The following is a 15924-nucleotide window of genomic DNA, read 5'->3' as shown; positions in this document are numbered from 1 at the left end:
CGGCCCGCCTTCGAGGTCAAGGCACTGGCCCACCCCCGCGGTCGAAAACAACGCGACTGGACTCACATGGTCCCTCACATGGTCGCGGCCGGCCACTTGGGCCCCGGCCGCCGCCCGCGGTAGAGGCCGTCGATCAGCTCGGCGTAGTGGGCCTCCACGGCCCTGCGCTTGAGCTTGCCCGTGGGCGTGACGAGCTCGGCCTCGAAGGGGCGCGCGGGGATCGCAAAGCGCTTGATGGTCTCGTAGCCAGGGAGCTCGCGGTTGAGGGCGTCGACCTCGGCGGCGATCTCCTCGCGGATCCTCGGGTGCCGAGCGAGGTCCGCGTAGTCGCGGCAGCCCAGGCCCTCGCGCTCGGCCACGGCCAACATGTCGTCGAGGTCGAGGCCGATGAGCGCGACCAGGTGCGGGCGGCGATCTCCCGTGACCAGCACGTGGGCGATGCCCGGCCGGGCCCGCAGGCGGTTCTCGAGCTTCTGCGGGGCGATGTTCTTGCCCCCGGCCGTGATGATGATGTCCTTGAGGCGATCCGTGATCCGCAAGAAGCCCTCGTCGAGCTCGCCGACGTCGCCCGTGTGCAGCCAGCCGTCGGCGTCGATGGCCGCGGCCGTGGCCGTGGGCAGGCCGTGGTAGCCGTGCATCACGTTGTGCCCGCGCAAGAGGATCTCCCCTCCCTCGGCGATCAGCACCTCGCAGCCGGGCAAGGCCGGGCCCACGGTGCCAAAGCGAAAGCGGTCCGGGCGGTTGACGTGGGTCGCGCCCGTGGTCTCCGTCAGGCCGTAGCCCTCGAGCACGAGCAGGCCCATGGCGTGGAAGAACTCGGCCGTCTCCCGGGACAGGGGCGCGGCGCCCGAGATGAAGAAGCGCAGCTTGCCGCCGAAGCGCGCGCGGATGCTCTCGAAGAGCAACTTGTCGGCGGCGCGGTAGCGGCCCGCGAGCAGCGGAGGCAGCGCGCGGCCGCGCTGGCGGCAATCGCTGACCTCGCGGCCGGTCTCGAAGGCCAGCTCGATCAGCTTGCGCTCGGGGCGGCTGCGCCTGGCCAGCTCGGCCTCGATGCTCAGCTGGAGCTTCTCGTAGAAGCGGGGCACCGCGCCGACATAGGTGGGGGCGACCTCGGCCATGTCCGTGACCGCCGAGCTCAGCCCGCGCTCGGCGAAGGCCGTGACCGCCCCGCTCTCGACTCCGGCCCACAGCAGGTGGCGGGCGAAGATGTGCGCCAGGGGCAAGGTCAGCAGGTGCTGATCGGTGCGGTCGACGGCGACGCTGTTCTTGATCGCCCAGGCCTCGTAGACCAGGTTGCGGTGGCTGAGCACCGCGCCCTTTGGCCGCCCCGTGGTCCCGGAGGTGTAGACGATGGTGAAGGGATCCTCGAGGCCGCGGGCCGCGACCGCCCCCTCGATGTCCGCGGCCGCGGCGACGAGATCGCCCGCGGCGCGGAGATCGTCGAGGCTCATGCGCCCCACCTCCTCGGGGGCCGGATCGAGCGACTCCAGGGTCACCGCGGCCTTCCGACCCAGCGGGCGCGGATCCATGACGATCTCATGGCGCAGACACGGTGGCCGCCCGTGCGCGATGAGGCGCCTCAGTTGCTCGGCGTGTTCGAAAAGTGCGACCTCGCAGCCCGCGTCACGCAGCACGAACTCGATCTCCGCCCCCGTCGAGGTCGCGTAGATCGGCACGCTGACCGCCCCACACAGGGCGACGGCGACATCGCAGAGCGCCCACTCCACGCGCGTCCCAGCCATGATCGCCACGCGCTCGCCGGGCCGCACGCCGAGCGGTGCGATGAGCCCCGCCGCGATCTCGCGGGCGGCGTGCTCCCAGGCGCGCCAGCTCATGGGGCGCCAGACGCCGTCGAGCTTGTGGCGCAGCGCCGTCTGTTCCGGGTTCTTGCGGGCGCGCGCGAGGAACAGGCGCGCCATGTTGGGATAGTTGAGCCCCTCGGCGGGCCGCGGCTCGAAACGGGGCGTACTGCTCACTGGCGCCGAGGATAACGAAAGCGCGGGCCGAGGGGGCCACTCCGCCGGGGCTGACAAACCCCGCAAACCGCGCCATGCTCACGCGCGGCCCATCGCCCGCGTTCAGTGGACGCGAGCGTCATTTCAGCCGAACATCGTCGGGTCGGCCCGCGCCTGCGAGCCCCACGCCTCCGTCTCATGCCTAGCCTCGCCGGGCACAAGCTCGACAAGTACGACATGCTCGAGGAGGTCGGGCATGGTGGCATGGCCGTGGTTTATCGCGGCCGCGACACGATCTTGGATCGCGAGGTCGCGGTGAAGGTCCTGCACACCCACCTGGCCGACCGCGAGGAGTCTCGCCGGCGGCTCCAGCGTGAGGCCAAGACCGTCGCCAAGCTCCGCCACGACAACATCGTCGAGATCTTCGACAGCTCCGACCCGGCGAGCGGGGCCGAGAGCTACATCGTGTGCGAGTTCATCCACGGGGTCACGCTCCGGGACTGGCTCGACGAGCGCTGGAGCCCCCGCCCGGCGCTCGCGGCGATGATCGCCCACCGCCTGTGCCTGCCCCTCGAGCACGCCCACTCCATGGGCATCGTGCACCGCGACATCAAGCCCGAGAACGTGATGATCCGCGACGACGGCTGCCTGAAGCTGATGGACTTCGGCATCGCGCAGATCCTCGATACGCAGCGGTTGACGACCACGGGGCAGCTCCTGGGCAGCCCGGCCTACATGGCCCCGGAGCTGATCAGCGGCAAGCCCGTCGACAAACGCATCGATATCTTCGCCCTCGGGGTGATGCTCTATCAGCTCGCCACCAACGAGCTGCCCTTCTCCGGGCGCAACCCCGCCCAGGTGCTCAACCGCATCCTCGAGGGCGACTTCAAGCGGCCCTCGCTGGTCGATCCCAAGGTCGACGAGGACCTCGAGGCGATCATCGCCAAGGCCCTGGCCCGCGAGGCGGCGGACCGCTACCAGAGCGCCAAGAGCCTGGCCGCGGACCTCGAGGCCTACCTCGCCGGCCTGGAGCTCGAGCCCAGCCCGGCCGAGCTCGCCGGCTACTTTGGCGACCCCGACACCTACCTGCCCAAGCTCGACGAGCGCGTGTGTCGGGCGCTCACCCGCCGGGCGACCCAGGCCATGCGCGCCGGCAACGGGGCCCGGGCCCTCAAGCTCCTCGGCCGCGTGCTCGAGATCGATCCCCGAGATCAGCGCGCCGCGGCGATGCTCGACAAGGTCCGCGCTCGCGGCCAGCGCATGCGCCAGGCCGCGGCGGTCGCGGGCGGCCTGGCGGCCATGGGCATCATCGCCGCCGGCGTGCTCCTGCTGCGCCCCGATCCCCCCAAGCCCGGCAGCCTCGAGAGCGAGGACACCATGCTCGCCGGCCCGGGCGGGGCCTACCAGCACATCCCCGCGCAGAACCCCGACCGCCCGCCCCTGCCCTTTGGCGTCGCGGACACGGAGGAGACCGAGACCGGCGAGGACGAGGCCGATGGCGGCTCGACCACGGGCTTCGCGGGATCGGCCGGCGCGGGCCAGGACGAGGTCGGAGACGGCGGCCGGCCGTCCGGGGGCGGGCGCCCGCCCCCCGAGGGCGCGCTCTCCTTCCCCTGCACCCTCGAGATCGAGGGGCTCCCCGCCGCCGTGCTCGCGGGCGGCGACTACCGCCTGTCCGTCGCCGGCACCGGCAAGAACCTCCCCGCCAGGGCCAGCGTCGAGCTCGAGGTCGCCCCGCGCACCCGCGTCTCCCTCGTCGGCGAGAGCTACGAGGGCGCCGTGATCCTCGACCAGAGCAGCTGCTCCGCCGGGCCGGTGATCCTGCGCGCCCGCAGCAAGCCGGCGGTGCTCAGCTTCCAGTCGGCCGAGATCCCCCTCAAGGAGCTCAGCGTCAGCTGCAAGAAGGGCTGCTCCGTCAAAGATCGCCGGGCCAGCAACTTCCCCTCCCTGCCCTTCTCGCGCAACGAGACCGAGATGTTCGTGACCTTGGTCTTCAAGGCCAAGAGCTACCGCGAGGAGACCCAGGAGCTGCGCCTGACGCCCGGGACGAACACGGTCGTCGTCTCCCTCGAGAAGCTCGAGTAGATCTCCAGGGGCGATCGCGCAGCGTTTTCGCGCGTCGATCTGCTCACCAGCGCAGGCGGCCCTCGGCGCCAGGGCTCCGGCAAAGGCGCATGATGATTCTCTCACGATGACCGGGCTCTTGGGCCGGCCAGCGCTCGCCTGCCCGCCTGCCCGACCGCTGCGCCGGGTCCGTGCCGGCACGCCAACCCAGGCGTGAGCCGCGTTTTTCCGGTACCCTCCGCTCGCACGGCACGGATGCTGCGAGAGAGGCTCAGCGCGCTGCGCGTCAATTCCAAGGCGCTCGAGGCGACCACGGCGATCACGGCGACCAAGGCGCTCGTGACGGCTGTGACGACCGTGACGCTCATGGCGGCGATCGCCACGACCCCCGTGGCATCCCAGGCCGCGCCGCCCTCGGGCCGCACGCCCGCGGCCGACACCGACGCGCCGCGCATGGAGCAAGACACCCACGAGGTCGTCGAGGCGGCCATCGAGGCCTGGCGCAACGGCCAGTGGACCGAGGTCCGCGATCTCCTCGAGCCGCTCGTCCGCGAAGGCGACGGGATCCACGATCCCCTGCTGCGCGAGCAGGCTCTGCGCTACCTCGCCGAGGCCACGCTCTACGACGAGGGCCTGGTGCTCGAGGACCGCGAGGCCCTCGCCCGCGGCTACATCGAGCGCATGCTCGACGACTCGAGCGCCTGGGCCCCGCCCAGCGGCCTGCACGGCCGCGCCTTTTACGATATCGCGGCCAAGGTCCGCGCCGAGCGCGACTCCCACGCGGCCGAGGCCTGCCAGGGCAAGCTGCTGACCTGCGAGGCCGATCTGGCCGAGCTCGAGGCCGACTACGACGCCGCCATCGAGCGCTACGACCAGCTCCAGGCCGACTTCGACGCCCAGCTCGTCGAGCGCACCCAGGTGATCCAGCGAAACCGCGGCCTGGCGCTGATCCCCGGCGGCGTCGGCCACTTCACCAACGGCCGCTACGCCCTCGGCGGCTCCTTTTTGGGCCTCGAGCTGATCTCGGGCGTCGCCGGCCTGAGCCTGCTGCTCGTCCGCAGCGCCGTCTACGGCTGCACGCGCACCGCCGGCTTTCGCCCGGAGTCGCTGGTCTGCTCCGTCGACGTCCCCGCCGAGGAAGAGGACGCGGTCCGCGATGACATCGAGCGCATCCGCAACGCCGAGGCCGTCATGGGCTTCGTCTTCCTCGGCGCGGTGGTCGTCGACATCACCCTCGCTCAGGTGCTCTTCAAGCGCTTCGAGATCGTCAGCGTCGGCGAGGTCCCGCGCAGCGAGCTGACCACCGCCGATCCCTCCCCTCGACGCCGGCGCCAGGAGCCCGCGGGCTCGGGGGACGACCCCGAAGCCGAGGACGGGACCGCACCAAAACCCGACCCCGCGGCTCGGCCCGCACCCAATGGCCCGGTCGAGCCCAGTGCTAAGCTCCGCATGCGCCCGAGCACGATCCTCCTGCCCGGCCCCGGTGGCCTGCCCGGCGGCGCCGGCCTCGGCCTGCGCCTGGACTTCTGAGCGCGATCCCCTGCGCTCGAGCACCCTCTCCCTCCCCTCCTTCACGCCCATGCCTCACCTCCAGTATTCGGGCCCCGGCGGCAAGATCGAGCGCTTCATGCTCGTCCGTCGCCTGATCACCCTGGGCTCCTCGCCCGACTCGGACCTGCGCATCGAGGACCCCGACGTGGCCTCGGCCCACGCGACCTTGACCCATGAGCCAGGGCGCTTCCGGCTCGAGTCCACGGCCCGCTCCAACCCCTTCTTCGTCAACGGCAAGAAGACCCGCAGCCTCGATCTCAGCCACGGCGACATGTTCGTGATCGGCGGCCTCGAGCTGACCTTCTCGACCATCGACGAGGACGAGACCGAGTCCGACGGGCGCAGCCTCGAGGACGAAGAGAAGATCCGCCTGGCCGCCATGCAGCGCCTGCAGACCTTCTCGCGCCTGCTGACCGAGCCCGCCGACCTCGACGGCCTGCTCGACGAGCTCATCGATCAGGTCGTCAGCCTGACCCGGGCCAGCAAGGGCTTCCTGGTCCTCGCCGGGGGCACGGTGCCCGCCCAGGTCGGCCAGAGCCCCGAGGACGCCGCGCAAAACTACGAGATCCGCGTGGCCCGCAACCTCGAGCGCCAGCCCGTCGACGATCCCGCGGCGCTGCTCTCCGACGACATCATCCGCGAGGTCATCACCGCCAAAAAGCCGCACATCATCTCCGACGCGCTCCACGACACGCGCTTCCAAAACAGCCTCTCGGTCATCAACCTGGCCCTGAGCTCGGTGATGTGCGTGCCTCTGCTGGCCCGCGGCAAGCTCCTGGGGCTGATCTACGTCGGCAACAACGACGTCATCGACCTGTTCACCGCCGAGCAGCTCGAGACCCTCGAGATCTTCGCGGCCCAGGCCGCGCTCTTCCTCGAGAACGCCAAGCTGCTCAACGAGCTGCGCAGCGAGAAGACCGAGCTCGCCGACCGCCTCGAGAGCTTCCGCTTCGGCTCGATCATCGGCGCCTGCCCGCAGATGATCGAGGTCTACAAGCGGGTCGAGAAGGTCGCCAGCACCGACATCACCGTGCTGATCACCGGCGAGACGGGCACCGGCAAGGAGCTGATCGCCCACGAGATCCACAACCGCTCGCCGCGGGCCAAGGGCCCCTTCGTCACGGTCAACTGCGGGGCGATCCCCGAGAACCTGATCGAGTCGGAGCTCTTCGGCCACGTCAAGGGCGCGTTCACGGGCGCGATCGCCAACCAGATCGGCAAGTTCCAGGCCGCCGACAAGGGCACGATCTTCCTCGACGAGATCGGTGAGATGCCGCTGGCCCTCCAGGTCAAGCTGCTGCGCGTGCTCCAGGAGCGGCAGATCCAGCGGGTCGGCGACGCCAAGACCGTGCCCGTGGACGTGCGCGTGGTCGCGGCGACCAACCGAGACCTGCGCAAGGAGGTCTCCGAGGGCAACTTCCGCGAGGACCTCTACTTTCGCCTCAACGTGATCGGCATCGAGCTGCCCCCGTTGCGCGAGCGCGGCAACGACGTGCTGCTGATCGCCCGCTACCTCGTCAGCCGCTTCAGCCCCGAGTTCGGCGGGCGCTTCGACGCCCAGACCTGCTTCGACGAGGGCGCCGGCCGGGCGATGCTCAACTTCGCGTGGCCGGGCAACATTCGCCAGCTCGAGAACCACATCAAGAAGGCCATGGTCCTCGCCGAGGGCCCCAAGATCACCGCGGCGGACCTCGATCTCACGGCCCCCGAGGGCTCCGAGTCCATCGACCAGATCATCCCGCTGACCGAGGCCCGCGAGCGCTGGCAGCGGGACTATATCAACAAGGTCCTCGCGCTCAACGACGGCAACCGGACCAAGACCGCTCGGGACCTCGGCGTCGACCCGCGGACCATCTTCCGCCACCTCGAGAAGATCGAGAAAGAGCGGGCCGAGAAGCAGTCATGAGCGCGCGCTCGCGGGGATACGCGCGGCTGCTCGCCGTGGCGGGGCTGACCGCCTTCGTCGGACTGGTCGGCCACGCCTGCATCATCCCCGACACCTACATCCAGGTCCGGACCACCGACGAGAACAGCAACGCGGTCCGCCTGGTCGAGGGCATCCCCCTGGACGAGGAGGCCGGCGCGGCCTGTGACGCCGATACCCAGTCGTGCCCCATGGCCCCGCTGACCGCCCTGCCCTCCTATCTCGATCCCAGCCAGAGCTCGTTTCAGTTCTGCATCTGCGGCGAGGACAAGCTCGACGACAACCGCCTCGGCGGCGTGCTGCTCTTCGCCGAGGACGCCGACGAGGAGGAGGGCGAGGCCCGCGACTCGCTCTACGCCGCGCTGCTCCTCGACTGGAACCCCACCTTGGGCGAGTCGGCCTTCGACTACGTCGCCTACCGCAGCTACCTCGATCCGCGCTTCCCCCTCGATCTCTATGTGAGCTCCTACGAGTTCGCGGTCATCAAGCGCCCGCGCCCCTTCGTCCGCTCGATCACCTTGCAGGGCGAGTCGGGGCGCTTCGACCTATGTAACGAGGCCGGCCGCGACATCAGCCCGGGCATGCACACGCTCACGGTCATGGTCACGGACCGCTATTGGTTCCAGACCGAGCCGACGATCATCGACAACACCGACGTCGACGTGGAGACCATGCCCGTGGTCCTCGAGGGCGTCCCCGACATCGCCGCTGGCGCGACCTACGACATCGAGACATACGTATTTCAGTGCCTCGAAGAGGGCGACGAGGGCTGCAATTGCGTCGAGACCGAGGCTTCGCCCTAGCACCCCTGGACACAATGTCCCCGTCCATGCACACCCGCTCCACGCTGGCGCGCAGGCCCAAGCAGGTCGGGTCTGCCCTGTGCTGGGCCGCGAGCTGGCTGCTGGCCGCCCTCGCCGGCGCGCAGCTCGGATGCAGCACCGTCGACCGCGACCCGACCGCCGAGTGCCAGGACGACGCCGACTGCGGGACCGGGGCGGTGTGCTCCGTGGAGCAAGGCATCTGCGTCCCCGAGGAGCTCCCGCCCCGGGCCGCCCTCGGTTTCGACATCCGCGAGGGCGACGCGCGCATCGAGCTGCTCGGCTGCGATCCCGAGGTCGGCACCGAGCTCGGCAGCTCGGAGCTGCGCATCCTCGACAGCGCCTCGATCCTCGACAAGATGAGCCTCAGCGCGACCCTCACCCGGGCCGTGAGCGCCTGCCCCGGGGACTGCACCGGCGAGTGTGACGAGGACGCGCTGACCTGCATCGAGCCCGTCAGCGCCAACTTGGATCTCAGCGCCAGCTCCCGCCTCGGCCTGACCCCGCTGGCCTCGAGCTCGGAGCTCTACGACACCAACCCGGATCCCCCCCTGTCCGAGGGCGAGCTCCCGACCCCCGTGGACCTCGACTGGCCGCGCTATCAGAGCGCCGCGCTCGAGGCCCACGCCGTCGCCCTGCTCGAGGTCGCGCCGGCAGAGAGCGGCAGCCGCGGATCGATGTACCGCGCCATCGCGGATCCCCTCGGCGACGAGGTCGAACTCGACGCCCTGGCCGAGCAGCGCTGCCACCGGGGGATCATCGGCGATCAGGGCGCCGTCCAGGTCATCGGCGGCGATCCGGTGGGTGGGGCGACCATCGAATTCGTCCACGAAGAGGCGATCGCCAGCCTGTCCACGGTGCTCGGCGGATCCGGCCCGGCCTGCGACGCCGAGACCGAGTGCCCGACCGGCTGGGCCTGCAACCTGGGCGCCGGAAGCTGCGCCCTCGACCTCGAGGGGGTCACCGCGGGCTCGACCACCTCGATCACCGCCGAGGAGGACCCCGACGCCGTGGGGGGCTTCGCGCCGGCGTGGCTCTACACCTACTGCGAGGGCATCGACGCCAGCGAGGAGGCGCTCAACCGCCAGTTCCTGGTCCGCGTCACCACCCCCGCGGACACCGGCCTGCCCAACGCCGTCTTCTCCCTCGATCAGCCCTTCTTCGATCCCGGCTCCCCCGGCGCCGATCGCCGCGTGCCCATCGACAAGCTGCTGTGCCTGCCCGACTGGCGCTCCCCGCAGACCGTCACCTTCGAGATCACTGGCGATCCCGTCGAGCTGCTGACCAACGATCTCGGCGTCTACAGCTGCTGCTCCACGGACTGCCTGCCCGCGGAGGAGAGCGACGTCGATCCCACGCCGCCGCCCAGCATCAGCAGCTGCGAGGCCTTCACCCAGGTCCGCTTCGAGACGCCCTGGGAGCCCCCGGATCAGTTCGAGTGGGCCCTGGCCGGCTGCACGCCCACGGCCACGAACAGCGACGGCTCGGCCGGCCGCTACGTCCGCGAGGTCAACGAGTGCCCCGCGGACGAGCCGTGCAGCGTGTCCTTGACCCCCGGCCACGTCGACGCCGAGTCCATCGCCTATACCGTGACCATCGAGCAGCCCCAGGGCTCGGTGTTCCGCTCGTCCAGCCAGACCATCCAGCTGGACGCGGAGACCGCGGATCTCGGCACCTTCGAGCTCCAGCCGCGGGTGCTCCTGCGCGGGCGCATCGTCTGCGCAGACGGCAGCGTGGACTGCTCGGTGACCAACGCCGTGTTCGCCGCCGAGCGCCTGCGCGACGAGGACGAAGACGGCGATCCCCCGGGGCCCTACTACTACCAGAGCCGCGTCGACGAGAACGGGCAGTTCCTGATGCCCGTCGATCCCGGCCTCTACGTGGTCACGGCCTACTCCGCCGTCGGCCAGCCCGGTGGGCCCGCGCCCTTCGAGATCCTCGATCTCCGCGAGGGATCGGCCATCGTCGAGACCACAGACGGCGTGCCCACGGCCACCATCGCCAAGGCCTTCGAACTCGACGACGGCGTGCTCGTGCGCGTGCTCCTGCGCGACTTCGACGCCTCGACCACGGTCACGCCCCTCGATCGCGGCTCCTGGATGGAGCAGAGCGACTTCGCCTACGATCTCAACGACCCGGACACTTGCTACAGCGGCGAGGGCAAGCGCGGCTGCCTGATCCGCCGGCTACGGCCGAGCGACGCGCCCTTCCCCCTGCTGCTGTCCAAGCTCTTCCAGTTCACGACCCGCAGCCGCGGGTCCGACCAATGTGGCTGATTTAGCCGGCTTGCGCTGGCCATGCGCGAGTTTGCGCGCTGTCCGCCTGATCCGGATGATCCGGATGCTCCGGATGATCCGGACGACGTCAGCGCTTGGCGCGCAAGGCGATCTTCGGCGATGGGGCGCGCCCCACTTCCGGGCTTCGCGCCCCCGAGATCTCCACTGACCCCCGAGACCCCTCTCCTTGACCGGGGCGCGGCTTCCTGAAACACTTCGGCGCACTGAACCAGCCTCAATCAGCGAGCCGCAATCGCGTTTTTACGTGGATTCGCATCGCCGGTACGGTGGTCTTGATCGTCTTCGCCCTCTGGGGAGTAGCGATCGGGCTGTGGCAACAGCTCCCGGGCCTCCCTGCCGACAAAATCGACTGCGAACTCCGTGTGGAGCTCATGCAGGAGCGGCTCTTGGCTCTGATGGATCGACCTCAGCCACGCAATTGGCTGGGCTCGCCAACCGGGGGAGCCGACCCCGAGGCTCACGACGACTTCGCCAACCTTCTCCGCGAGACCCACGCTGCCTGTCACGATGCGAGCCCCGACGTGGCGCACGAACTCGAACGAATCGATGAATTCTTCGTTCGAGAGCGCAACCGACGGAAGGACGCGAGCGCAGCACGTGAGGAGCTCAGCGCGCTCCAAGGTTCTTCTCGATGACCGAGACCACGGGATCCGACCAATCACCGGACCAAACGAAACAAGCCCAGCCTGACAACCCCGAGACCTCCGTCGAGCCCAGCAAGGCTGCGGCCGACGAGGTAGAGGACACCGCCGCTCCGGATCCCGATCCCGACACGAGCGCGGCTGCACCTTCCCCGGAGGCGTCCACCGACTCGAGCGTCGCAGCTGCGGCGAGCGAGATCTCGACGAGCGAGGACTCGGCCGACGGCGCCAGCGATGGCGACGGCTCCAACGGCGACGACTCCGACAGCGGCGACGGCTCCGACAGCGGCGACGACTCCGACAGCGGCGACGACTCCGACAGCGGCGACGACTCCGACAGCGGCGACGGCTCCAACGGCGACGACTCCGACAGCGGCGACGACTCCGACAGCGGCGACGACTCCGACAGCGGCGACGCCAGCGGCAGCTCGGACGAGAGCGACGACGACAGCGACGACGCGCCCGAGCCGGTGCCCGCGACCTGGGACGAGCTCGCGCTCCCGCCCTGGCTGCGCAGCGCCGTCGACTCCATCGGCTGGCCGGCGCCCACCAAGGTCCAGGCCCGCACCTTCAAGACCATGATCAGCGGCGCCGACGTGCTCGTGCAGTCGCACACCGGCAGCGGCAAGACCGGGGCGTTTTGCATGCCCTGGCTGGCCAAGGGCTTCAAGGCCGGCCCCGCCAAGGAGACCGGCGTCCAGCTGATCGTCCTGCTGCCCACGCGCGAGCTCGCCAAGCAGGTCTGCGTCGAGCTCACGCGCCTGGCCGTCGACTCCCCCGTCGAGGTGCTCCCGGTCTACGGCGGCACCGCCATGGCCCCGCAGCTCGACGCCCTCGCCCGGGGCGTCCACGCCGTCGTCGGCACCCCCGGCCGCGTCCTCGACCACATCCGTCGGCGCTCCTTGGACCTGTCCAAGGTCCGCACCGCGGTGCTCGACGAGTGCGACGAGATGCTCTCCATGGGCTTCCTGGAGGACATCCGCTCGATCCTCGGGGCGTGCCCGCGCGAGCGCCAGACCTGGCTGTTCTCGGCCACGGTCCCCCGGGACATCGAGCGCATCGCTCGGCGCAACATGAAGGACCCGGTGCGGATCGAGCTGTCCGGCGACGAGATCGCCGCGGCCGAGATCGATCACGCCTACTACTCGACCTCGGGCACCATCAAGACCCGCGACCTGCTCGACATCCTGATCGTCGAGGACCCCTCCTCCGCGATCGTGTTCTGCAACACCCGCGAGGAGACCCGGCTGGTCGCCAACGTGCTGTCGAAGGCCGGCTACTCGGCCGCGGCCCTGTCCAGCGACCTTACCCAGATCGCCCGCGAGAAGGTCATGGGCCGCTTCCGCGACCGCAAGCTGCGCTTCTTGGTCGCCACCGACGTCGCCGCCCGCGGCATCGACATCAGCCACGTCAGCCACGTCATCAACTACTCCTTCCCGGAGAACGCCGAGTCCTACGTGCACCGCACCGGGCGCACGGGCCGAGCGGGGCGCACGGGCATCGCCCTGAGCATCGTCTCGCCGCTCGAGATCGGCAACTTCTACACGCTGACCAAGAGCTACAAGAGCATCCAGTTCCACGAGCGCAAGCTCCCGTCCAAGGAGCAGCTCACCGCCACGCGCACCGAGGTCAAGCTCGACCGCATCAGCCACGACCTCTCGCAGCCGGTCTCCCCGGAGTGGCTGCTGCTCGCGCGCAAGCTGGTCGCCGATCCCCGCGGTGAGCGGGTCGTCGCCTACCTGCTCAACGAGGCCATCGAGGGCAAGCGCCTCGCCCGTCGCCGCGACGACGCGGCGGAGGACAACGCCGAAGACAGCGGCGAGGACGAGCGAGACGAGCGCGACAGCGAGGAGCGCGGCCGTGACCGCGACTACGGCCGCGATGACCGTCGGCGTGGCCGTGGGCACGACCGTAATCGTGGACGCGAGCGCGGCCGTGGACGTGACCGCGATCGTGACCGTGACCGGGACCGGGACCGCGAGCGCGGCCGTGGGCGCGACCGCTACCGTGACGGAGACAGCGGCGACGCCCGCAGCGAGGAGCGCAGCCGCCCCCGCAACGAGGCCCGTAACGAGGCCCGCAACGAGGCCCGCAACGAGGAGCGCAGCCGCGAGCGCGATCCCGAGGCCCCGAGCGAGGACGAGGGCAGCCGCGAGCGCGGCCGTCGTCGCAGCCGCAGCCGGGACCGCGACCAAGACCGCGACCAAGACCAGGATCGGGAGCGCAGCCGCGAGCGTGGCGATCGCAGCCGTCGCCGGACCCGGCGCAGCCGCGAAGAGGAGCCCTCCCCCGCAGAGGCTGAGACCGCCGACACCACGGCCGCCGAGGCGTCCCCGGAGCAGGCCGACGCCCAGCCGGTGACGAGCGACGCCGGGACCGACGAGACCGTCGCAGCCGTGACCGCCGCCGCCCTCACGGACGCCGCCGATCGCCCCGACGCCAGCGAAGACCAGGATCAGATCCAGGATCAGATCGAAGGTCAGGCGCAGGATCGGGACCAAGATCCCGAGCAGGATCAGGAGCCCAGGCGCAAGCGTCGTCGCCGTCGTCGCCGTCGCAGCGAAGACAGCGCGGACGCCGAGAGCCAGGCCCGCGGCGATCGTGACGAAGACGAGAGCGCCGACGAGGGCTCCGAGAGCGCCGACGATGATTCCGAGGACTCCGAGGACGCCAAGGGCGAGGGTGACGAGGGCGACGATCGCCCCAAGCGCAAGCGCCGTCGCCGTCGCCGTCGCTCTCGCAGGGGCAAGTCCAAGGACGATCGCGCCAGCGATGGCGACGATGAGGACTCCGAGGGCTCCGACCGCGAGAGCGGAGACGACGATGGTTCCGAGGGCTCCGACGAGGGCGATGAGGCGCAGGGCGCCCAGAGCTCCGGTCGCCGTCGCCGTCGCCGTCGCCGTCGCCGTCGCCCAGAGGACGCGCCCGCCGTCCCCGAGGAGGTCCGCGTCTCCCAAGACGAGATCGTCATCGACATCGACGAGCAGGAGCTCGACGCCGTCCGCGATCAGTTTGGCGAGATCAACGAATTCGACGAGCTCACCCTCAAGGGCCGACGTCGCGCCGTCTTCGACGAGATCAACGAGGACATGGAGGTCGAGGACCTCACCGAGAGCGACGCCGAGGACCAGGACCAGGACCAGGACCAGGTCGACGACGCTGACGAGGACACCGAGGACGAGGACACCGAGGGCAGCGACGACGAGCCGACGCAGGCGCCCGAGGACGCCAGCGCCGAAGCCACCGCGGCGGTCCCCGCAGCCGCGGACGCCTCTGCCGAGGGCTCCGAATCCGAGGGCGCCGCGGCGAGCGACGACAGCGCTGCGCCGAGCGACGAAGGCTCCGACGCCTCGGCAGACACCAGCGAGGACGACGACGACGACTCTGCCGACGACGACGACGATCAGCCGCGCAAGAAGAAGCGCCGCCGCCGTCGCCGCCGCAAGAAGGCGCCCCCTCCCCCGCCCGAGCTCACCTGCCCGCCCCATAAGGACTTCTGGGAAGTCTGGGCGGCCAAGTACTCGGCAGCCGACTTCGAGCGCGAGGACGACAAGCGCGACGACTCGGCCGATGACGACAGCAGCGGCAGCGGCAGCAGCAGCAGCAACGACAAGCCGTCCAGGGCGCCCCGGCGCGAGGCGGCCGCAGAGGTCGCTGCCGAGGTCGAGGACGGCGTCGAGCTGATCTCCGCCCACGCCGAGGAAGACCAGCTGATCCGCGTCAGCCTCAACCTCGGCCGGCGCCACGGCCAGAAGTCCTCTGGCATCCGCTCCTTGTTGCGCCGGGTCACCGGCCTACACGGCAAGGCCGTCAAGGACCTCACCGTCCGCGAGGCGAGCAGCCTGTTCCGCATGGACGTCCAGCACTACGAGACGGTGACCACCCGCCTCGACGGCTCGGTCCACGAGGGCGTCAGCCTCACCCTCCTCCAGGTCGAGGAGGTCGACGCTCCGGCGCTGCGTGTCGATGACACGCGAGACCCCTCGAGCGAGGAGACGGACGCTGGGGACGACGCGCCCAAGGCCGACGCTGACGCCCCGAAGGCCGACGCTGACGCCCCGAAGGCCGACGCTGACGCTCCCATGGCCGACGCTGACGCTCCCAAGGCCGACGCTGACGCTCCCATGGCCGACGCTGACGCTCCCATGGCCGACGCTGACGCTCCCAAGGCCGACGCTGACGCTCCCAAGGCCGACGCTGACGCTCCCAAGGCCGACGCTGACGCCCCCAAGGCCGACGCTGACGCCCCGAAGGCCGACGCTGACGCCCCGAAGGCCGACGCCCCCAGGAAGACGAGCGCTCCCAAGAAGGCGAGCGCTCCCAAGAAGGCGAGCGCCTCCAAGAAGGCGAGCGCTCCCAAGAAGGCGAGCGCCTCCAAGAAGGCGAGCGCCTCCAAGAAGGCGAGCGCCTCCAAGAAGGCCGACGCCGAGCAGGCAGACGCGGACGCCGAGCAGGCCGACGCGGACACCGAGCAGGCCGACGCTGCCAAGCCCAAGGCGAAACCCAAGGCCAAGGCCCCCGCGAAGACCACCAAGGCCAAGACCACGGCGAAAGCCAAGCCCAAGGCAAAGGCCAAGCCGGCCCCCGAGGCCGAGGCCCCCGCGGCCGACGAGCCCGAGCCGGCCGCCGAGGTCGAGCGGGCCGAACCCGAGCCCGTCCCAGAGGGCTGAG

The 15924-nt window shown here is 70.5% G+C and carries 8 protein-coding genes; 7 read left to right on the top strand and 1 reads right to left on the bottom strand.

Annotation, left to right across the window (positions count from 1 at the left end; all coding sequences use genetic code 11):
- Positions 1-74: 74 nt before the first annotated feature.
- Complete coding sequence (locus tag G6O69_RS27930; protein ID WP_172306528.1) at positions 75-1976, bottom strand: long-chain fatty acid--CoA ligase; 1902 nt, start codon at positions 1974-1976, stop codon at positions 75-77.
- Positions 1977-2153: 177 nt separating this feature from the next.
- Between G6O69_RS27930 and G6O69_RS27925 the strand changes: the two genes are divergently transcribed.
- The 7 genes from G6O69_RS27925 (at position 2154) to G6O69_RS27895 (ending at position 15923) form a co-directional block, all read left to right on the top strand.
- Positions 2154-4040: a serine/threonine-protein kinase gene (locus G6O69_RS27925; RefSeq protein WP_172306527.1), complete on the top strand. Its 1887-nt coding sequence runs from the start codon at positions 2154-2156 to the stop codon at positions 4038-4040.
- A 234-nt stretch (positions 4041-4274) separates the two neighbouring features.
- A complete protein-coding gene (locus G6O69_RS27920) occupies positions 4275-5549 on the top strand; it encodes a hypothetical protein (protein WP_172306526.1) in 1275 nt (424 codons plus the stop codon).
- Positions 5455-7476: a sigma 54-interacting transcriptional regulator gene (locus tag G6O69_RS27915; RefSeq protein ID WP_346017093.1), complete on the top strand. Its 2022-nt coding sequence runs from the start codon at positions 5455-5457 to the stop codon at positions 7474-7476. The genes G6O69_RS27920 and G6O69_RS27915 overlap by 95 nt, the downstream gene beginning before the upstream one ends.
- On the top strand, positions 7473-8297 hold the full coding sequence (locus G6O69_RS27910; protein ID WP_172306524.1) for a hypothetical protein: 825 nt from the start codon (positions 7473-7475) through the stop codon (positions 8295-8297). The genes G6O69_RS27915 and G6O69_RS27910 overlap by 4 nt, the downstream gene beginning before the upstream one ends.
- A gap of 26 nt (positions 8298-8323) precedes the next feature.
- Entirely contained in the window at positions 8324-10591 is a 2268-nt protein-coding gene (locus G6O69_RS27905) for a hypothetical protein (protein ID WP_172306523.1), read from the top strand.
- A gap of 293 nt (positions 10592-10884) precedes the next feature.
- Complete coding sequence (locus G6O69_RS27900; RefSeq protein WP_172306522.1) at positions 10885-11247, top strand: hypothetical protein; 363 nt, start codon at positions 10885-10887, stop codon at positions 11245-11247.
- Entirely contained in the window at positions 11244-15923 is a 4680-nt protein-coding gene (locus G6O69_RS27895; protein ID WP_172306521.1) for a DEAD/DEAH box helicase, read from the top strand. Before G6O69_RS27900 ends, G6O69_RS27895 begins: the two co-directional genes overlap by 4 nt.
- Position 15924: the final 1 nt, after the last annotated feature.

The sequence above is a fragment of the Pseudenhygromyxa sp. WMMC2535 genome (assembly GCF_011083025.2).
This window is presented reverse-complemented; position numbering and strand designations above follow the sequence as displayed.